Raw genomic sequence first — 20,227 nt, forward strand, 5'->3', positions numbered from 1 at the left:
CTTGTGATCAGCCACTAAACGACTTCCTTTTCTCGCCTTCGTGGCAAATCCTTTCTTCTTATTACTGGAGATCTCCCATGCGCCTATCGTTGAATTTTTCTCGACATGGATCCCAGAGGCAGTCCGGTTTCACGTTGGTGGAACTGCTTGTCGTCATCGCGATTATCGGTGTGCTGATCGCGCTTTTATTACCTGCCGTGCAACAAGCTCGCGAAGCGGCTCGCCGGATGAGTTGCAGCAACAACCTGAAGAACCTTGGACTCGCACTGCATAACTATCACGATATCCACAACAACTTCCCGATCGGCCATCAGTATCAGGGACATTTCGATGGCGATGTGAACAGCGAAAAAGGGGGAACCGGTTTCGGCTGGGCCACGGGACTCTTAGAGTTCATCGAGCAAGGCAACCAGTTCGATCGGTTCGATCCACGTTTCCCTGCCGGCGACAGTACCAACAGTAACAACCGAGCCGTTTGCCAGACGCCGCTGGATATCTTCGCTTGTCCTTCCGACACCAAGCCTGATCAGCAGACTGATGGGGCCATCACCGATTCGGCGACCAGCAGTTACCAAGGGGCTGGTTCTTCGTACGACGGTTACTCGAATCATCGCGTCGGGCAGAACGCCAACCGCGATCGTTTCAATGGTGTGTTTGGCCGAACCAATCGCGGCTTCATCGCCGGCATCCGCGACGTCACCGATGGAACGACCAACACCGTCATCCTGGCCGAAACACGCTGGGCGATGGACAACAACAAGCGGAATCGATCGCGCATCTACTGCGGGAAGGACATTGTCGACTATGCCCAAGGGGCGACCAATGCGGTGTTGGTGCATGGACAGTGGGCGATGAATTGGACGCAGCCGGAAGGTAACCCGCAGCCGCATCGTACGGCCGGCAGTATGCATCCCGGCGGAGCTCAATTTTGCTTCACCGATGGTTCGGTTCGTTTCCTTACCGAAACGATTCAGCACACCGCGACCGGTTGGAACGCCAGCAATCCTTACGACAAGAACAACAACGGAGCGAACTACGGCGTCTATCAGCGTCTGTTTTCGATCAGCGACGGCTTAGTGCTCAGCGGGCTTTAATCGCTCGGCATGTCCGTTGGATCGAGACGTTTCCTTCTACTTTTTCCCAAGTCAGATGAAGAGGATGCTATGCGCTTCGCCTATCGTGATGGAATGTTGTTGTTCACGCTTTGTACGTTGGCCGTTGGATTGGCCGGTTGTGGGTCGGCTGGAGATCCCGAGGTGGTTCGGGTTTCCGGCACGGTGACCATGGATGGTCAACCGCTCCCCAACGCGACCGTCTTATTCGTTTCCGGCACAGGACGTCCTTCGGGCGCCATGACCGACGAGCAAGGACACTACGAGCTGAACTATACCGGCGACCAGAAAGGGGCTCGGATTGGACCCAACCGTGTGCAGATCACCACCGCACAAGGTCCCACCGAAACCATGGACGGGAAACCGATCCCTGCCGTCCGCGAGACCGTTCCGGCTCGGTACAACGCGCGGACTGAACTCGAGTTCACCGTCACCGAAAAAGGCAGCAACGTTGCCGACTTCGAGTTGTCTTCCAAATAGACCATTAAAAACGCGTGGCAACGCATTGCTCCCGCCGGGGTCTGCATTGCCACGCGTTAGGTGGTTATCGGTGACGAAAGAAACCGTGGTTTAGATATCGCCGTGGTTTTCGTCGCTGCCGCCGTTGGCATCTGCTTTGTATTGATCGCGTTCGCGACGCGTCGCTTCCAGATCGAACATCAAGTACTTCATGTCCAACCGCAGCTGGCTGAGTGCTTCTTGAACCAGCGTATAAATGCGGCGACGTCGGCGGCTGTTTTCGATCACCTTGTTCACCGCAGGTTCCAGTTCCTGACGGTGCTCTTCTGGCAACTTGGCAATCATGATAGCCAGCTCGACCAAGTCCTTCGGCAGTTCTTCCTGGGCAGCAGCTTGATCGTCGACTCGTTGGTTGGCTTGGCTCATGTTGATTCTCCGAATTGGGTTGTTCGCTTCTGACACGATTATTTGCAGCCCTCGTGCCACGAACGTGCATGCATTCAGTCTAAAGGTCGTAAGTGGCTTGTGGCAAACAACTTCCGCAATCTCGGAAAAAGTGGCATCACTCCGACATGTGGTATTTTCGCCACGTGATTGATCTGGAAGTGGATTCTAAATCTAGGTACAAGCACGACTTACGACCAATGAAACATCGTGTTGTGCGAAGGAAACATCCGGCGTGAAAACGCCTCGGCATCGACCTACGTTTTTTCTGATTGTAAGGGCCATGTTGCTGTTGGGCATCATGGCGCTGCCGTGCTGCGCTTGGGCCGAGGTCATCGAAGACTTCGAAACGGCGGTTGTTACCTGGCAGCCGATGGATGCCGACGCACCTGTCAGCCGACTGGAACATAAACGTTTGGCCGGCGACTCTCACTTAGGGGCCAGCAGCGAACTGATCGCCCTACGTTACGGGCAAGGCTCTTACGCTTACTATGGCCACGCGGTCACCCCGGCCCGTGTCATTCCAGACTTGCAGTACTCGGCATGGGTGAAGTCGAACATGGCCGGCCTGCAGATCGCGGCGCGGATTGTCTTTCCCCGCAGCCGAGATCCCCGCACCGGGCAACCGGTCACGTCGCGCGTGCTCGGCGATCGATCCGACCAGCCCGACACGTGGGTACAAATCGGCATTCGTGGGATCGATCAGAAAGTCCAGCAGCAAGTCTCGGCATTGCGTAGCGAGCACGGTCCGCAGTTCGACCCGCGCGAAGCGTACGTCGACATGATCATGTTGAACCTTTACTCCGCGCCAGGGCTCGTCCGTGTGCAGATCGACGACTTGGAAGGAAGCGGTTTACTGAATGTCGCTTCCGCAACACCCACAACCACGCAGCGAGCCAGCACACCAGGAGCTAACACCCAAGGAGGACTGCGCGGCATGCGGGGTGCTCCGGCAACTTCCGGTACAACAGGAGCGAACGTGCAATTGGCTCCTCCTCGTTCGCAGTCCGCCTCCAATGGGCAAGTGATTGAACTAAATGATCACCCTGCGGTACCTCGTATCATCGATTACAATGGCGAACCTCTTTCCCTTTTGCGTGGACTTGGCTTCACCGCCATTCGCACCAGTCAGGCACCTTCGCCGCAGCTGCAGCAAGAACTGTTGCGCTACAACATGTGGAGCGTCAGTTCGCCGCCGCAGTCGCGCAGCCCGGCCGATCAATCGGCGGTCCTTGCGTGGGAATTGCCGGTCACCGAAGGTGAAGATGGTTTCTCCGACTTCGCTATCCGCGCCTCCGACTTGCGACTGCTCGATGGAGAAAAGCCGCGACCGGTTTTGGCCATCGCACCGAATCGCGTCCACGATTTCAGTCAGCACAGCGAGATCATCGCGACACGCCGCCCACCTCTTGGCACGTCGCAGTCCCTTTCCGACTACGCTCAGTGGACGCAGTCTTGGGGGCTGTTCGCTTCGCCCAGCGTGACGCGTTGGGCCATGATCCCCACGCAGTTCAGCCCGGCCACGCAGCGTCAGGTTTCCTACTTGGCCCAAGAGTCGAACGTGCCGATGGGCTTCCAGGGATACCAGCTAGAGAAAGCCGCTTTCCTGTCGGTTGCCAATGGTGTGCGCGGGATTGTGTTTGAAAGTCATTCGCCGCTCAACGGAGAGCATCCCGTCGATCAAGCACGACGCAATTCGCTCGATATCATCAATCGCCGCATGGAACTGATCTACCCGTGGGTCGCCCAAGGCAGCCCGCGCGAAGGCGCCGTTTCGAGCGATCCTCGCATTCACGTTTCGATGCTGGCCACCGAAACCGCCATCTTGCTGATTGCTGTGCGAACTAACCCGGACGATCAATTCGTCGTCAATCCGCTGCCCGAATATCCGGCCCGAATTCGCGTGCGGGGCGTACCGATGGCGGCTGAAGCGTGGCGGATCGGCGACAGCGGCATTCATCAAGTCAATCATCGTCGCGGCTTGGGCGACATGCAGATCGAACTCGATTCGAGCGAGCACGTTTCCCTGATTGTCCTAACCCAAGACCCTCGGGTCATTCGTGACATGCGTCGCCGGAGTGAGCAGCATCGCGTCGAGATCGTTCGTTTGCGGATGGAATCGGTCAGCCAAGAGTTCGAATTGGCTCGCCGCGTGCAAAGTGCCCTCGAATCGCCGACCGAGTCTCCAGCCATTCGCCGCAATATCGATTCCGCTTGGGCCGACATTCGCCAGGCTCGGACGATGTTTGAAGAGTACAACCTGCAGGAAGCCTACCGCCGCGTGACCGAAGCAGAGCGGAAAGTGGCGACTGTGCAGCGGCAGCAATGGGCTCAGTGGGCTTCGCAGTATCAGTTCCCGCTGACCAACCCGACACTTATTTCGTACGACCTGGTACCGTTCGCTTCGCGGTTGCAAGGCAACTTGAATTACCTTCGCCCCGGAACCAACATTCTTCCGGCCGGCGATTTGGAAGACCCGACGTTGGTCCTTTCCAGCGGTTGGATCCAAGTCCGTTCGCCGCAGCCTGGGTTCGATTCGGCGGTCGAGTTCTCGCCCCAACAGCCACACGGCGGGAACTATTCCGTTTCGCTTCGCGTGGCGCCCGATACCAACGGCTTGTACGCGCGGCCGGAGCAGGCCCCAATTGCCGTTCGCAGCGCCACCGTACAACTGCCGCCTGATCGCTTGGTGCTGATCCGCGGCTGGATTCGTATTCCGCAGAATCTATCTCCCGAGTCAGGCGGCGTCGTCATCCACGATACGCTGGGTGGTCGCGAGCTTGGGATTCACATGACCGAAGCGACCGAGTGGACCGAGTTCAGCTTGATCCGAGCCACCGGAGACTCAGACACGATGAATCTGACTGTCGAGCTGAACGACGTCGGTCAGGTCTATCTCGACGACGTTACCGTCTCGATCTACGAAGCGGCCCGCGGCCCCGAGATCGCTCCCGGATTCGAAGCCGAAGCAGGCGATCGATTCCAAACCTATCAGCCGTAGGTTCTTCCTCGGAAACACTCCCCCATGGCACCCAGATGTTTGATGGGCGTGTCTGGTCATTTCATGGAAAACCATTGCCACGGTTGCGATGCCTATTCACGATTCGCTACCATCAAGTCGTCTTCCTTTGCGATTCTTCCTTGAGACCTGTCTGTGATTCTGCTCGCGTTACTCGATGCCCTGCCGATTCCTTCTCCGCTGCTCGTTGGGCTGGTGATAGGACTGATCGTTGTTGGGGTCGTCGTTTATCTGTATGTGTTGCCCAAGAAGGACGAACCGCCAGAGGTTGCCCCCGTTGAAATCGCGATCGACCCGATGCTTCCGTCTGGTCCAAAATCGTTGATGGGACCCGAGGTCCGAGTGTACAACGTGCCGGTTCGCATCGTGGCAATCGTCGTCGCCCCGGCCGGTCGTGGGCACGATGTGCTGAGCGAAGAAACGCTCCGCGGGCTGATGGAAAGCTTCCTGCCACAAATGATGGCGGTCGTCCGTGCCCATCGGCCTGACGTGTATCGTTGGCCAGGGCAGATGAGTACCCGCGGTTTCAGCCAACGGTTTTTCACCCAAGCCAACTTGCCTGGCCAACATGGCGAAGGCACCCCGTGGACAGCGGTCGCCGGACGTTTCGATTATCAAGCCAACGGTTACTTGATCGGCCTGGTCTGCTGTGCCGACGAAGACAACCCTCTCGGCCAAGTCCTCGTCGAACAAAAACAACAATGGACCGACATCGTAAGAATTTCGTAGGTTCCGCTGTGCGGACGCAGGTTTAAGGATCGTTAGCCTAGGTGCGTTGCCCTCGTCTTCGACGACATGCCATGATGCCCGAAAGCATGCCTACGAAGACGAAGGCATGGCACCCGAATCTTGCAAAGACAAGGGGACCGCACGCGACGCAGCGCATCATCGCTCTCGCTCTTTTCAAGATGAGCTGTTGATGTTTCTTGATCGACATGGTGTTGAGTATGACGAGAGATATTTGTGGGATTGAACCGTGGTGCCGGACGCCCCGTTGGGGCTTAGAATGATAGAGCTTGGTACCAGGGGCTGTCGCCCCTGGCTATTAACGGTCGCCCCTTTGGGGCTGACGTTTTAGAAGCCGATTACCTGATAGCGGACCCTACGAGGCTTGAGCGTATGAAACGATCTCCTGAGCAACTTGCCGCCGACGTTCGCGCCATTTGGCAGGCTGGGGTCGATGCGGTGAAGAGTGACGAGTTGGTCTACGATGCCGTGGAAGTGGTCGAGAACACGCTCTTTGTTGGCGAGTCGCAGTTCGATCTTTCCGCGATCAAGCGAATCTTCGTCATCGGCGGCGGCAAAGCTGGTGCCGGGATGGCGATCGGTTTGCAGAAAGCACTCGGCGAGCGAGTCCTCGACGAAAAGAACGTGCGCGGATTGATCAGCGTGCCAGCCGACTGCGTTCAAGAGTTGTCGCACATTCAGCTGAAGCCAGGGCGACCGGCCGGGCAAAATTCGCCGACGGTCGAAGGAGTCGAGATCACACGTCAGATTTTGCGAATGTGCGAATCGATGACGGTTCACGATCTCTGCATCTGTTTGATCTCGGGCGGAGGCTCGGCATTGCTACCGGCGCCGATCGACGGCATCAGCTTGAGCGAGAAACAAGAGCTCACGAAGTTCCTCAGCAGCAACGGCGCCAATATTGAGCAGCTAAACACGGTGCGGAAACAGCTTAGCCGCATCAAGGGGCATGGACTTGCGATGAGCTGCCAGGCAGGCAACCTGGTCAGCTTGATTATCTCGGACGTGCTGGGCGATCCGCTCGACGTGATTGCTTCCGGGCCGACAGTTCCCAACACGACCACAGCAGCCGACGCATTGGAAGTTTTGAAGGCGTTCGGCGTGGGACATATCGAGAAGTTTGCGAATGTCGTGCGCGTGTTGCAAGCGAAAGCGGAGCGTTATCCAAGGAACGATAGCCGCACGACATGCAGCGTCGCCAACTGGGTGATCGGCAATAACGCCGTCGCTGTCGACGCAGCTGGCATCGAAGCAGAGAAGCGAGGCTACTCGCACGTGATGCACTGTGCGACCAACATGGAGGGCGAAGCCGAAGCGGTCGGGCAGCACCTGGTGAAGATGGCGTTGAAGATGCAAACCGAGTCGGGCCCCGACTGCTTGATCACCGGAGGCGAACCAGTCGTGAAGCTGGCCGACGAAGACGAACGTGGCTTAGGCGGACGGAACCAACAGCTGGTTCTCGCCGCGACGTTGGAAGCGATGCAGCAGCGTCCCGACGGGCCGCTAGATGGGATGGCGATCTTAAGTGGCGGGACCGATGGCGAAGATGGCCCGACCGACGCCGCGGGAGCTTGGATGGATGCGGCTTCGGTGAGTGCAATGAAGTCGAGCGGTCTCGACCCGGAGAGCTTCCTGAAGAAGAACGACGCTTACCACTTTTTCCAACCACTGAACCGGCTGGTGATGACCGGACCAACGCATACCAATGTGTGTGATGTTCGCGTCGTGGTGGTTGATCGAGTTCAGCCGCAGCCAAGCTGATTCGTGTTTCGCCAGAGCACCAAAGCTGCCAGGTTTCGTCCCACTAAAACCTGTTTTGCTGAGTGTGCGTCTATTTTAACGAAGTATTGTCCAAGCGTACAACAAAAGTTCGTGAGGTATTGCTGAAGGATGCTTCGAATCCGGGTAAGGAATCTCAATGCGAAGGAACGCGTGGAAAAGTTTTCCACAAACAAAAATTCTCAAGGGACGCTTGGACATAAAAAAGGCGGCCCTGCTGATGAGGACCGCCTGAGCTTGGGGGAGATGGCAAGGACCGATTAGCCTTCGCTGACGGTCACTTTGTCCATGGTGTCCCCTTGTTCGATCGCATCGACGATGTCCTGACCTTCGGTGACTTTACCGAAGACGGAGTGCTTGCCGTCCAGCCAAGGCGTTTCGACGTGGGTGATGAAGAACTGCGAGCCGTTGGTGTTCGGGCCGGCGTTGGCCATCGAGAGAACGCCTGGTCCGTCGTGCTTCAAGTCGGCGTGGAATTCGTCCTCGAACTTGTAGCCGGGACCGCCGGTTCCGGTACCGTGTGGGCAGCCGGTTTGAACCATGAAGTCGGGGATGACGCGATGGAACTTGAGCCCATCGTAGAAGCCATCGCTGGCGAGCTTCTCGAAGTTGCCGACCGTTTTAGGAACTTTGTCGTCGTACAGTTCCAGCTTGATGGTGCCTTTGCTCGTTTCGATGGTGGCGACTTTCATCCGATTTCCCTTAGTGCTTCGGGGTGAGTTTTTAGATCGGCATCCATTATACGAGCTTTGTGTCCAACGGATAACCGGGGCGTCGCGTGCAGACCGGTTTGCTTCGATCAAGAATCAGAAAACGCCGAGTCAGGCGACTCGGCGTTTTCGTGAGCGATTCGATGCGTGGTGACGCTTAGTCCCACCACCATTGTCCGGCGGCCAGGTTGTCGAGCTTGATCTCTTGTTGAGCTTCGACCAGTTCGCCTTCGTTGTCCTTCTGGACGTTGTCTGGCGTGAGGGCCTGCTTGGCATCGATGACCACACCACCACCGATTGGCGTCAGGAGGCGGTTGCCTTTCCAGATGGCGTTAACGGCCGTTTCGACAGTTTCTGGAGCAGCGAGTGTTTCGACGGGATAGGCATCTTCGTCGCCCAGCACGCCGAGATCGAAACCACTTTCGTTGTAGTAGTCTTGCTCTTGGATGTAAGCGGAAGCGATCAGCATGTCGATCAGGTCACGCAGCTGGCCATAAACGGCTTCGCGTTCTGCCAGTTCGCCGTACTTCTTGGTGAACGTGTTGGTGAACATGAAGCTGGCGCGGTCGGATGCATTGGTTTGCTGACGTCCCCCTTGCATGGTAACCATTTCGCTGGCACCGATCAGTTTGACGCCTTCGCCTTGGAGTTCCATGGCAAGACCATCGTCCGAGACTTTGACGCAGTCGTAGTTCGGGACGAAGTACCAACGCTGCATCGCGTTGGAAGCGATCGAGCCTGGTCGAGCTTTTTCGACGTAGCTAGGAATGTTGACCGGTGGCTGTTCCAAGCCGATACCGATCAGCTTCATGCGATAGTCGGCTTCGACCATCACGCGAGCGAAGTGGGTCTTGGGCGAAATGCCGCGAACGGAAACGATCTGGTTGCCCAGGGCGTTTTTCATTGCGGTGACGATCGCACGAGTGTCGCCAGGGCGAACGCTCGTTTGTGGGATCGAAGCGATGACTTGGTTCAGCTTGGCGAGACCTTCCTGGGTTGGATCGATCGAGACGCCGACGTTGCTGGGGCCTTTGCTGTAAGGACCGAACGCACGCAGCGCGACGACTAAGTCATCCAGTTGCAGTGTGGCTTTGCCGGTGTAAGTACCGACGCTGACGCCGTTGAGGTCTTTCACATAGCCTTCGGCTGTACCAGCGAGGACGATGTCCTTCGTTTCTGGATAGTAGAAGACGTACTTGATTTCGTTGAGGCCGGCCAGGTTTTCCAATTCATGAGGAATACCGCCACCCTTCGCCAACGCATCGGCGACCGCCTTTTCGAGGCGATTGAGCGAGATCTTACGAAGCTTGCTCGGACGGTTGAGTTCCGGTGGCAGCATGGAAGCGGCCTGTTGCACGCGCTGCTTCATGAGTCGACCAGTTGGATCGACGGCACGACGCATCTTGAGAACGCCTTGAGCGTCGACAACGATACCGGCACCGATGGTTGTGTCGTCGTCGTCATCGTCGTCGTCGCCGGTCTGGGCGAGAGCGACGGAATTGCATAACAGCAATAGGGCGACCGAGAGCAACGACAACAGCTTCATTAGTCGCAAGTCCATAGCAGATCCCTGGATACAGTTGAGCTCGAGAAGGTGATGGATTGGCGGACGTGATGTCCGGGGAACCCCGATGCAATTATCGCACACTCGGGGCGTAGTGTCCCTGATTTCCTTGAACAATGAGGCAAGGATTACCAGTGATCTTAATTTGAGGGGATAGGAAAGGCAAGCAATTCGCGAAAAGAGGGGCGAATCGCTGGCCATTGCCGCCGGGGCCTCCCGAATAACCGGAACAATCGGTCTAAGTATTGACCAGATAACCGGTTAGATGCACCTAAGCAGAGTTGCGAACCCCACCGTTAGCAGGGCGTCGCAGGAGCAGCTCGAAGTTGCCTTCTCCAAGAAGTTCATCCACGCGAGTCCGCATTTCCGGCGAAAGGTCGACCCCCTTCTGGCTTTTCAAAGCAACCTGACGGCCATCTTTCAGCACGAGCAGCAGCTTCAGTTCGCAGTTGCCGGGGTAGCCTCGGACGATCTCGACCAGCGTGCCGAGTTTCTCTTCGCCATGGGTTTGCTCATCGACACGAACCATCACGCCGCGAGCGTAACGGGTCTCGACTTCCTCGATCGGAATCAGTTCGTTCACGATCAAGTTGGCGTCTTCGTCATCGCCGCCACGACGATCGAGTCGACCTGAGATAATGTACACACCATCGGGACGGAGGGTCTCGCCCACTTTGGCGTAATCTTCCGGCCATAAGATGCAGCGGATACCGCCGTCGACATCTTCCAAGTCGAAGTTGGCGTACTTCGTGTGCGTGCTGCCGGCACGAGCCTTTCTGGTATGAGCCAGCTTGATCGATCCGACCATGCCGCCCATGGTGACTTCGGTTTTGTCTTTCACGCCGGCTAAGTTGGCAGTACTGTGCGAGCAGCACATCTCGAATTTGCGGCTGTATTCTGCCAGCGGATGGCTCGACCAATAGAAGCCCAAGCACTCTTTCTCGTAGCCAAGCAGCTCTTTGTCGGGCCATGGTTCGACGTCTGGCAGGGCAACTGCTTTGGCGGCTTCGGCAGCATCTTCGACCGCGGCGAAGAGGTTCTTTTGGCCTGCCTTTTTATCGGCGATTGCCGAGGCACCAGACTGAATGGCTTTATCAAGTGCGGCAACGTATTGGGATCGATGCCCACCTAGTTTGTCGAACGCACCCGCTTTGATCAGCGTTTCAATCGCCCCTTTGCTGCACTGCGAAGGATCGACGCGTTCGCAGAAATCGTAGATGTCGGTGAATGGTCCATCTTTTTCGCGAGCCGCCACAATCGCTTCGGCCGCACCGCCGCCGCAGCCTTTGATCGCACTGAGGGCGAAGACGATTTTGCCGTCCTTCACGGTGAACTCTTCGTCCGAGATGTTCACGTCCGGCGGAGTAATTTCGATGTTCATCCGCTCGGCGTCTTCCATGTGTTCGACCAGCGAGTCCTTCGTTTTGAAGTTACGTCCGCTGATGTCGCCAGAAAGAAGGGCGGCCATGAACTCGATCGGGTAATGCGCCTTCAGGTAAGCCGTTTGATAGGCCACCAGAGCGTAAGCGGTCGAATGGCTTTTATTAAAACCATACCCGGCGAACTTCACGATCATGTCCCAGAAGTCCGTTGCTTCCTGCTTCGTCAGGCCCTTCTCTTGAGCCCCTTCAAGGAACTGCTCGCGGTTGGCCTGAATGATCGCTTCTTTTTTCTTACTGATCGCCTTAATACAGGTATACGCTTTGGCAAGCGGGATCCCGCCGAGACGGTTCAAGATCCGCATCACCTGTTCCTGGTAGACCATCACGCCGTTGGTCTCTTCCAGAACGTCTTTAAGCACCTGATGTTTGTAGACCGCTTCTTTGCGGCCATGCTTCACTTCGATGTAGTCGTCGACCATCCCGCCTTCCAGCGGACCAGGTCGGTACAACGCGTTCGTCGCGATAATGTCGAGAAAGGTGTCCGGCTTCATACGCTTCAGCAGATCACGAATCCCGCCAGATTCCAGCTGAAACACACCCTTCGTTTCGCCGCGACGAAGCAGCTCGAAGCTTTCTCGGTCGTCCAGCGGAAGTCGCAAGATGTCGAGGTCTTCGCCGCGAACCTTTTTGATCAGATCGACCGCGTTACGCAGGATCGTCAAGTTGCGGAGCCCGAGGAAGTCCATCTTCAACAGGCCGGCCGCTTCGACGTCGTTCATCGACCACTGGGTGATGATGTCTTCTTTGCCAGAAACACGGCAAAGCGGAACGTACTCGGTCAGTGGCTCGTCGGCGATCACCACCGCTGCGGCGTGCGTACCAACATTTCGCGCGAGCCCTTCGATCTTCATCGCCAGATCGAGCAGTTCCTTAATGTCGGGGTTCGCGTTGTAGGCGGCCTGCATTTCGGCACTTTGCTCGAGGGCCGCTTTCAGCTTGATGCCCAACTGATCGGGCACCATCCCGGTCACTTCGTTGACCATGTCCAACGGAAGCCCCATCGCACGGCCGACGTCTTTGATCGCGGCCCGCGCGGCGAGCGTACCGAACGTACCGATCTGGGCCACGTTCGCTTCGCCGTATTTATCCTTCACATATTTGATGACCATTCCCCGACGTTCTTTATCGAAGTCGATATCGATATCAGGGGCTTCCAAGCGGTTTTCATCCAGGAATCGCTCGAACAGCAAGTCGTACTTGATTGGACAAACGTGGCTCATGTAGAGCGCAAAGCAGACGATGGCCCCGACACCACTACCACGAGCCGTTGCGGGAATGTTTTGCTTGCGGGCCTCGACGACAAAGTCCCACACGATCAGGAAGTAGTTCGGAAAGCCGAGCTTGCTGATCACGCCTAGTTCGCGGTCCAAGCGAGCCATGACAACTTCGCTCAGTTCACCGTTGGGCAACAACATTTCGTCGTTGCCTTCGTAACGCTCCTTTAAACCTTGAATGCAAAGTTCGCGGAGGTATTCGTCGGCCGTCTTTCCGTTGGGAATTTTGAAGGAAGGGAAGTGGCGTTTGCCGAGTTCTAAGTCGATGTCGACAGTGTCGGCAATTTCCTGACTCCGAGAGCACGCGTCTTCCAGTCCCGGGAAGCTGGCATACATGTCGTCAGGGCTACGAAGATAGAACTGATCGTTCTCCATCTTCATACGCGAAGCATCGGTACGGAATTTCCCCGTGTTCACGCACAGCAAAATGTCCTGGGCTTCTGCGTCGCTTTGATCGACATAGTGCGTATCGCTTGTGGCGACCAGCGGCAGGCCCATCTTTTTGGCAACATCGACGGCCCCTTCCAGTTGCATGCGCTGGATGTCGAGGCCGTTGTTCATGATCTCGACGAAGTAGCGATCGCCGAACAGCTTGTGGAACCAACCAGCGGTTTCTTCCGCTTCCTTGACCACCTCGGCAGTGTTAGTGCCGTTCATAACGATCTTCGAGAATTCGCTGCTGACACAACCGCTCAGACAGATGATGCCTTCGCTGTGCTTTTCCAGCAATTCCTTGTCGATACGGGGCTTGAAGTAGAAACCTTCCAGGTAAGCAGCCGAGGCCAGCTTCACCAGGTTTTTGAAACCCGTTTTGTTTTGGGCCAGCAGCGTCAGGTGATAGTTCGATCCACGCATCCCGCCTGATTTTTCCAAGCGGCTGCCGGGCGCGATGTACGCTTCGTACCCAATAATTGGGTTGATTTCGTTCGATTTGCAGGTGTTATAAAACTGCAGTGCACCATGCAAGTTACCATGGTCGGTCAGAGCAAGGGCGTTCATTCCGTGCTCTTTGGCTCGCGTGACGAGCTTGGGGATTGGGCCCGCTCCGTCCAAAAGGCTGTAGTGCGAATGGCAATGCAAATGGACGAACGACTGGCTCATTCGGGCTCCGCTCCATGGACTGGGCCGCGTAGATGTTAGATGGACGCGGCGAGAGGATTCATCAACAGGGTGATTCTATCAGGTTGCCGCCGAATGAAAACCGAAAGACATTCATTGCCGAGAAAACAATGATGCGAAAATCAGATCACCGGCGAGCTTGGCACCCCTAATGATCACACAGCGAGATGCCTCTGAATTTCGAAGTTACTCCGGCTCGCCGATACTTCGCAGTAGCATGGCCAAGCGAGATTGCAGGTCAAGCAGGTTTTGCCATTCGCGCATTTCGAGTGACACGCTTTCGGTGCGTTCGTTCATCTCGACACTGATCAGTAGATGGCGAATGCGGATGTGAACGTAGTCCATCAGTTCGGCAAGCTGTGCCGCTTGGGCTGGGCTCAAGCGTTCGGGGAGCTCTGGCGGCTGCAGCGAGTAGATGGCCGCTTGCAGGTCGTCTTGCTGGGCGTTCCAGTTCAACTCGAATTCAAGGGAAGATTCCGACTCGTTATCGTCAGGGCCGACGGTTCGATCATCTTCGGGGAGATTGCCATCTTTTTCTTCCTGCTGCTTTCGCAAAGCGGCCAGGCGAACGGCGATCTGTTTTTCCGAACCATAAATAATTACCGATCGACCGACTTGGATCATGTCGCCGTGGCGGAGAATACGAAGGTGAATATCTTCGCCGTTGACCCTGGTACCGTTGGTGCTTTCCAGGTCGGTCAGGACGATTTTGTTGTGATCTTCCTGAATTTTCAGATGAAAGCGGCTGACTCGGTCGTCCTTGAGTTGAAGCGTGTTTCCCTCTTCGCGACCAATGGAAACTGGGGTCTCAAGGCCTTCATAAACCGCTCCCCGGTCGGCGCCGTCGATGATCCGCAACGTGATGTAGGCCATAAACTTGTGGATTTCTGCAGGGGAAGCGATGAGGTTTGGGGCAGCTGGCTACTGCTCCACCATTATGCAGTAGATTTGCCCTCTTCGCGAGTAGTGCGCAAAACCGCAATGGTTAGGCGGTTCAGCGAACCTTTATCCCCTAAGAACTGTCGGTCTCGGTAGTTGCGGTCGCGAGCCAAAATGGTATCATCACTCAATTACCGCAACGGTACGCGGGAGTAGCTCAATGGATAGAGCATCGGTCTTCGGAACCGAGGGTTGGGGGTTCGAGTCCCTCCTCCCGTGCTTTGCACGAAGCCACGTGATTGATCGCGTGGCTTTTTTTGTGCGCGTCCCTGATGGAGCCTCCCTCAAGAGCCACTTTAAACCGGGGCGGGTAAATCACGCCGACAGAAGATCCACGTCGCTCCGGCAAAGCCAGCGAGCCCTCCTCCGGCGAGAAATGTCAGATAGGCCAATCCGCCGAGCTTCCATTCTTCCTGCGATTTCTGAAAGAAGAAACTCCACGCTCCGTCGCGCGTATTGACTGCGTAGCTGACAAGCACTTCAGGTTCGTAGAGGGAGAAGATGGTGGTGAACTTGAGCCAGGTAAGTTCTTCCAGTGAAAGCGAGAGAACCCTCAGCATCAGCTGGATGATCAAAAACGCCGCGGCAATTGCGATCGTCCGCCAGCGGTATTGGTCCCACGACGACATCAGCGTGGTGAACCCACCAAAGAAGATCCCCAGCCCCAACAAGTTCATCGCCGAGGGAAACATGTCCTCCGTGTCGACAAAATCGGAAAGAGGCATTCGCGTCGGTGCGTTGGCATCTTTCGTAAACGGTACTTCCACTTCGATCTTGATCAGCGGGATCTGCATTTTGATCGGCTGGTTCTCTCGCTTCACCGACGTCGTTTCAATTCCGCAAGCCAGGCCAGCGTAGGCGCTCATGGCAATGACAACCGCCCCAATCAGCGTGATCAGATTCTTGCTCATCAGGTACTGAAAACGACTGACCGGCTGAGCCAGCATCATTTCCATTGTTCCCTTTCCAAGTGGTCCGCTGACGGTATCGCTGCCCCGAGCAATTCCCCATACGACAATCAGCAGAATGACCATTGGCTCGGTAAACGTAAACGCGACGCGGCCTGGGTAGGTGAGGGCCTGCTCGAAATCGACGGCTGAAAAGTTCTCGAATTCGGGCCGCAAGATTTCCAGAATGCCTTGAAAGCGGCTCATGTCGATCCGCCCAACAATCCAGACGCGAACCCAGCAGAACGCAAACAGCGCCACCGAACAGCCGAGCATCAACAGGCGAGACTCACGCCAAACTTGCCGTAACATGGCCAGGTTCATGCTGCCTGCTCGCTCGCTGGAGAATGAAATCGGTCGTACACTTCCCGCAGACCCAAGCGAGAAACCTTCAAATCGCTCGAAGGCAACTGCGTGATCCAGGCCATCACCTCGCGAAGTTCGCCATCAGTTTCCAATCGAACGGTATGGCCTACTTGCCGAGCCGAGACAACCTGCGCCCGAATCTCCTCCGGCACTCGCGGCAGCGGTTGGACAAGCTGGAATGTCACTGAGTGACGTCGCGCGAGTTCCTCAAGCGATTGATCATGCACGACATTGCCTTGCCGCATGATGATTGCCCGATTGCAGATGTCTTCGATTTCAGAGAGGACATGCGAACAAATGATTACCGTTCGGCCCGACTTGTGGACGTCGCCGATCATGCGAATCACCTCGCCGCGGACATTTGGATCGAGGCTCGTTGTGGGCTCGTCCATAATCAGCACCGGGGCATCGGTTGCTAGGGCGATGGAGAGGCCCAATTTCTGCCGCATCCCGGTGCTCATGTAACCGACGCGACGCGAGGTATCGAGCTCCAGTCGTTTTGCCGTCGCGTACGAGCGCTCACGACTTCCCCGCGGGTGGATATCAGCGAAGAATTCTAGGACTTGTTTCCCTTTCATTTCGCCGAACAAGCGGACGTCGCCAGGGAGATAGGAAACGAGGCTATGAACCCCTTTTTTGTCTTTCTGGCAATCCAGGCCGCCGATTTCTCCATGGCCGCTGGTTGGCTGAAGAAAACCCATCAGCAGTCGAAACAGAGTCGACTTCCCTGCCCCGTTGGGGCCGAGCACGCCGCAGCATTCCCCCTCGGCGACCTCGATGTTGGCGTGATCGAGAGCCAGAAAATTGCCGTATCGTTTTGTCAGATCGTAAGTTGTCAGCATGGGCGAAAGCGGGGCTATAGCTTAAGTACCGCTCGAAACCGTAAAAGGTTTCCGTCAATTAACCACGCTGATTTTCGCAGACCTGTTAGGGTGCCGATAGTAGTACCACCGAGAACTCCCTTCCTGAGGGTGGCAGGGAGCGTTCACCTAGTCCAGAGATTACCGATTGAAGAGAAACGCTGGGCTGTTGATCAAAGCCCATGCTAAGTCCTGTAGGCCTGTGAGGCGACGGTTTTTGTCGAGTGCTTGTGCCTGCGTCAACTTCGCTTCCAGTTCCTGCAGCTGCGAATCGCTGGAGAGATACATCGAGGTAAGCTTTTGCGTCTCCTCAGCAGTTCGTTGTTCCGCAGGCTTGGCGATGATGTCTCGGATGTCGGCCGGCAGATTGTTTTCTAGCCGGATCGGCCGTTGGCTGGCGGTGATCGAGAAACGGAATCGACCCAAAAGATGCTTTCCGTCCTGATACTGCTGATCCATGCGAATCACCAGCTTGGCGTCGCTGGGAATTGTGATGTCGCTATCGGTTTCAAACAACGCGGTATGTTTTTCTCCGAAGCGAGGACTGACGGCCCACCCGCTGCTGACGTTTCCATCGACGGCGCCGCGAACGTCCCAGTTGTCTTGCGAGAATGTCGCTTCAGAACGACCGAACGAAATCTCCGGTCCTTCGCTGCCGTCGGCCAAGCGGAGTTGGGCTTTCAGTTCGCTGAGTACGAAGTTCCCGTTCTGAGCTCGGCCGGGTCCTTTCGATGGCAACGCATCATCCGGGATGGCCTCGAGCCGAAGTCCCGTGATCGGCCCAGCAGGGATTTCATAGACCACTTCGTATTCGTCCTTGGTGAGCGGTCCTGTCACGAGTACCGATTGATCCTCTTTCGAGACGATTTTCACGCCTGCTTTCGAGGTTCCCTCGGTCATGGGAAGAGGCGTCCAGCTGGCGATTCGTCCGAGCGACGATTCCCACTCTGGCATCGCGGCCATCAATGCTTGCCGGTGAGAATCGACGGCTTGTTGAGCGACTTCTAAATCAGGCGTCGGTTCGTTCATCAATTCAATGCCAAGTTGAACCTCCTCTTCGCTAGGATGTCGTCCCAGGAATCGAAGGAACAGTTCGTCGACTAACGCTCGGTCGTCTTTGATTTCATCGGCAAGCGAAACCAGGGCGTTATTCTTGTCGGCGATGGCGTTGCTGATTACCGGGCCATTGACCAGCTTCATGACCGGACCGAGCATCACCCCTGTCGCCCGTTCGCATTCGCACGAACTTTCTCGGGCTGGCTTACCGAAGTCGTCCAGAAATGGAATGGTAACATCGGTTCCAGGAAGTTGAGCCGCACGAAATCCCGCAGGCAGTTGAGGCAAGTTGTAGTTGCTTCCGGTCACTTGGTGGATGGCATCGAACAAGACTTCCGCTGGTAATCGGCGTGGTGTCGCATGCGAAAAGTTGATGCTGTCGTCTTCATTCCATTTGCTGGTCGCAATCGACTGCTGATAGGTCCTAGACTGGCAGATCTCGCGCATGATGTGCCGCGTGTCGAATCCGCTGTCGATGAAGCTTTGCGTCAAAGCCTCTAGCAGTTCAGGATTGGTGGGGGGATTGCCGGCACGGATGTCATCGATCGGTTCGATGATCCCACGTCCCATGAGGTATCCCCACATGCGATTGACGTAACTGGACGCGAAATACTGATTGGCCGGATCGGTAAGCCACTGGGCCAACTTCTCGCGTCGCGTACCTTCGTCCTCGATCAGATCTGATTGATAGGGAAACTCGGGAGGGGTGACGTTGCCTGTCAGCTGATGCTTTACCTCTCCGCTGCCGGTGTCATAGATCACTTCGACCAGGGGTGTCGCCCCTTCCACGGCTGAGCCACCGATCTTTTGCCCAGCGAACCGTTTGTCTTCCTTGCGGCCCACTTGAGCGAAGTAAGCCGACAGATTGTAGTACTGGTTTTGCGTCCAACGCTCGAAGGGGTGATCGTGACATTTGTTGCAGTTGAATCGCACAGCCAGGAACAGCTGCGTGGTGTTCTCCATTGTGTCTTCCGGCGTTCGCAGGATTTTGTAATAGCTGCTGGCCGGGTGATCGATGGTCGAGCCAGAGGCGGTCAAGATTTCGTACACCATCTGATCGTACGGCTTGTTGCCTGCCACCGAGTCTTTGATCCAATTTCGCAGCGCATGCACGCCAGGGTCACCAAGGAACTTTTGATTGACTTGTAGCAGGTCACACCATTTATTCGTCCAGAATTCGACGTAGGGGCCGCTGCCGATTAGTTGATTGATCAGAGCGTCTCGTTTCTCTTGCGACGCTCGTGGGTCTTCCAGGAAGGAGCGAACCTGATCGGTGGTTGGCGGTAGCCCGGTCAGGTCAAGGTAGATGCGGCGGACGAACTGATCGTCGGTGCAGAGACCAGAAGATTCGACTTTCACTCGCTGCAGCTTTGCATCGACCAGTTGGTCGATGTAGTTGAGCTGCGGCTGTTGGACCCACTCGAATCCGGTTCGGTCCCCCATCACGGTGACTGTCGTTGCGGCGTAGGCACCGTCGTACCGTGCAAGCACCGGCGCTTCGCCACGGCGAAGCAATTTCAGCACGCCGTTGGCATCGGCCGTAGCGATTTCAATATCGCCACTTTCAATGAATGCGTCCGCAGTGACATCGAGCACTTTGCCGTCGGTCAGCGTCGCATGAATGGCAAACTGCTGCGTCATGCCTGGCAGCGGAACGGTTGGGTTTTGCGGGAAAATCTCGATCTTTGCGACCTTGGGCGCGTCGAGATTTAGCTGCACTCCGCCGGCAATCCAGTTTTCGAGAATCTGGTAATGTCGCTCGCCAGGCTTGGTCAGTTGGCCGCCGACGTGCGGCACAATGCCGGCCGCTTTCAGCAGCATCAAGCTTTGCCCAGGCACCGCACGATTAAAACGGCGGCCGGCGACATCGTCGACCAATGCCCGGTGATCGTACACCGGATCGTAGCCTCGCAAGGAAAGCTTGAAGCCGTTCTTGCCATCTTTCGCGCCGTGACATGTTCCTTGATTACACCCCATCTTGCTCATCGCTGGGGTCACATCGCGAACGAAATCGGCTTGGTAATCGGCATGCGATCCTAGGATTTCGACAGGAACTTTCACCTCTTGCCCCGCAACTTCAAAGATAAGTTCGCCGGAGCCATCCTCGTTGGGCGTGATCAGGCCAAGTGGGGTGGTGCTGATGGCATTCCAGTTGTCGATACGCTTTGCGGAACGAGTCAGGTCAATCTGTTCGCCGCTTTCAAGTTTCGCTGTGATCAAGATCTGTGCGTAGGCGAACGGCCCTTGAAGTGAAATCTCTTTCGGGAAAACTTCGATGCTGCGAAGTTGCTTCCCATCAGGGATTTGGTTTGCTGAGCTATCCGCGACGGCAAGCAAGGGGAAGCTGAGCAGAGCGATCAGTGCGAGGGTATGTGGAGCAATCATCGGAA

The 20,227-nt window shown here is 56.2% G+C and carries 13 protein-coding genes and 1 tRNA gene; 6 read left to right on the top strand and 8 right to left on the bottom strand.

The window, feature by feature from the left end; all coding sequences use genetic code 11:
- Positions 1 to 77: 77 nt before the first annotated feature.
- Both LA756_RS18945 and LA756_RS18950 read left to right on the top strand, forming a co-directional pair.
- Positions 78 to 1,094, top strand: coding sequence for a DUF1559 domain-containing protein (locus LA756_RS18945; protein WP_224436297.1), 1,017 nt, complete (start codon positions 78 to 80; stop codon positions 1,092 to 1,094).
- 69 nt (positions 1,095 to 1,163) lie between these two features.
- Positions 1,164 to 1,592 (top strand): carboxypeptidase-like regulatory domain-containing protein, encoded by a 429-nt coding sequence (locus LA756_RS18950; RefSeq protein WP_224436298.1) that lies wholly within the window; start codon positions 1,164 to 1,166, stop codon positions 1,590 to 1,592.
- Positions 1,593 to 1,682: 90 nt separating this feature from the next.
- On the opposite strand, the gene LA756_RS18955 is transcribed toward LA756_RS18950, so the two are convergent.
- Positions 1,683 to 1,997, bottom strand: a complete 315-nt coding sequence (locus LA756_RS18955) for a transcriptional regulator (RefSeq protein WP_224436299.1) — start codon at positions 1,995 to 1,997, stop codon at positions 1,683 to 1,685.
- 253 nt (positions 1,998 to 2,250) lie between these two features.
- On the opposite strand from LA756_RS18955, the gene LA756_RS18960 reads away from it, so the two are divergent.
- The 3 genes from LA756_RS18960 (at position 2,251) to LA756_RS18970 (ending at position 7,542) form a co-directional block, all read left to right on the top strand.
- Positions 2,251 to 5,016 (top strand): hypothetical protein, encoded by a 2,766-nt coding sequence (locus LA756_RS18960; RefSeq protein ID WP_224436300.1) that lies wholly within the window; start codon positions 2,251 to 2,253, stop codon positions 5,014 to 5,016.
- A 153-nt stretch (positions 5,017 to 5,169) separates the two neighbouring features.
- Entirely contained in the window at positions 5,170 to 5,763 is a 594-nt protein-coding gene (locus LA756_RS18965) for a hypothetical protein (RefSeq protein WP_224436301.1), read from the top strand.
- 390 nt (positions 5,764 to 6,153) lie between these two features.
- Positions 6,154 to 7,542, top strand: a complete 1,389-nt coding sequence (locus LA756_RS18970) for a glycerate kinase (protein WP_224436302.1) — start codon at positions 6,154 to 6,156, stop codon at positions 7,540 to 7,542.
- A gap of 278 nt (positions 7,543 to 7,820) precedes the next feature.
- Here the strand turns inward: LA756_RS18970 and LA756_RS18975 are convergent, their stop codons facing one another.
- The 4 genes from LA756_RS18975 to LA756_RS18990 form a co-directional block, all read right to left on the bottom strand.
- Positions 7,821 to 8,252 carry a peptidylprolyl isomerase gene (locus LA756_RS18975; protein WP_224436303.1) on the bottom strand — a complete coding sequence of 144 codons (432 nt, stop codon included), beginning with the start codon at positions 8,250 to 8,252 and terminating at the stop codon, positions 7,821 to 7,823.
- A 175-nt stretch (positions 8,253 to 8,427) separates the two neighbouring features.
- Positions 8,428 to 9,831: a DUF1598 domain-containing protein gene (locus LA756_RS18980; protein ID WP_224436304.1), complete on the bottom strand. Its 1,404-nt coding sequence runs from the start codon at positions 9,829 to 9,831 to the stop codon at positions 8,428 to 8,430.
- A 274-nt stretch (positions 9,832 to 10,105) separates the two neighbouring features.
- On the bottom strand, positions 10,106 to 13,651 hold the full coding sequence (gene dnaE, locus LA756_RS18985; protein WP_224436305.1) for a DNA polymerase III subunit alpha: 3,546 nt from the start codon (positions 13,649 to 13,651) through the stop codon (positions 10,106 to 10,108).
- Between the two features lie 204 nt (positions 13,652 to 13,855).
- Positions 13,856 to 14,542, bottom strand: coding sequence for an FHA domain-containing protein (locus LA756_RS18990; protein ID WP_224436306.1), 687 nt, complete (start codon positions 14,540 to 14,542; stop codon positions 13,856 to 13,858).
- A gap of 212 nt (positions 14,543 to 14,754) precedes the next feature.
- Between LA756_RS18990 and LA756_RS18995 the strand changes: the two genes are divergently transcribed.
- Positions 14,755 to 14,827: transfer RNA gene (locus LA756_RS18995), tRNA-Arg, on the top strand.
- A 77-nt stretch (positions 14,828 to 14,904) separates the two neighbouring features.
- Here LA756_RS18995 and LA756_RS19000 read toward each other — a convergent pair.
- The 3 genes from LA756_RS19000 to LA756_RS19010 all read right to left on the bottom strand — a co-directional run bounded on the left by LA756_RS19000 (position 14,905) and on the right by LA756_RS19010 (position 20,222).
- A complete protein-coding gene (locus LA756_RS19000; protein WP_224436307.1) occupies positions 14,905 to 15,879 on the bottom strand; it encodes an ABC transporter permease subunit in 975 nt (324 codons plus the stop codon).
- A complete protein-coding gene (locus LA756_RS19005; protein ID WP_224436308.1) occupies positions 15,876 to 16,763 on the bottom strand; it encodes an ABC transporter ATP-binding protein in 888 nt (295 codons plus the stop codon). Before LA756_RS19005 ends, LA756_RS19000 begins: the two co-directional genes overlap by 4 nt.
- Before the next feature lie 159 nt (positions 16,764 to 16,922).
- Positions 16,923 to 20,222 (bottom strand): DUF1549 and DUF1553 domain-containing protein, encoded by a 3,300-nt coding sequence (locus tag LA756_RS19010; protein WP_224436309.1) that lies wholly within the window; start codon positions 20,220 to 20,222, stop codon positions 16,923 to 16,925.
- Between the last annotated feature and the right edge of the window lie 5 nt (positions 20,223 to 20,227).

Source organism: Bremerella sp. TYQ1 (assembly GCF_020150455.1).
GTDB classification, from domain to species: domain Bacteria; phylum Planctomycetota; class Planctomycetia; order Pirellulales; family Pirellulaceae; genus Bremerella; species Bremerella volcania_A.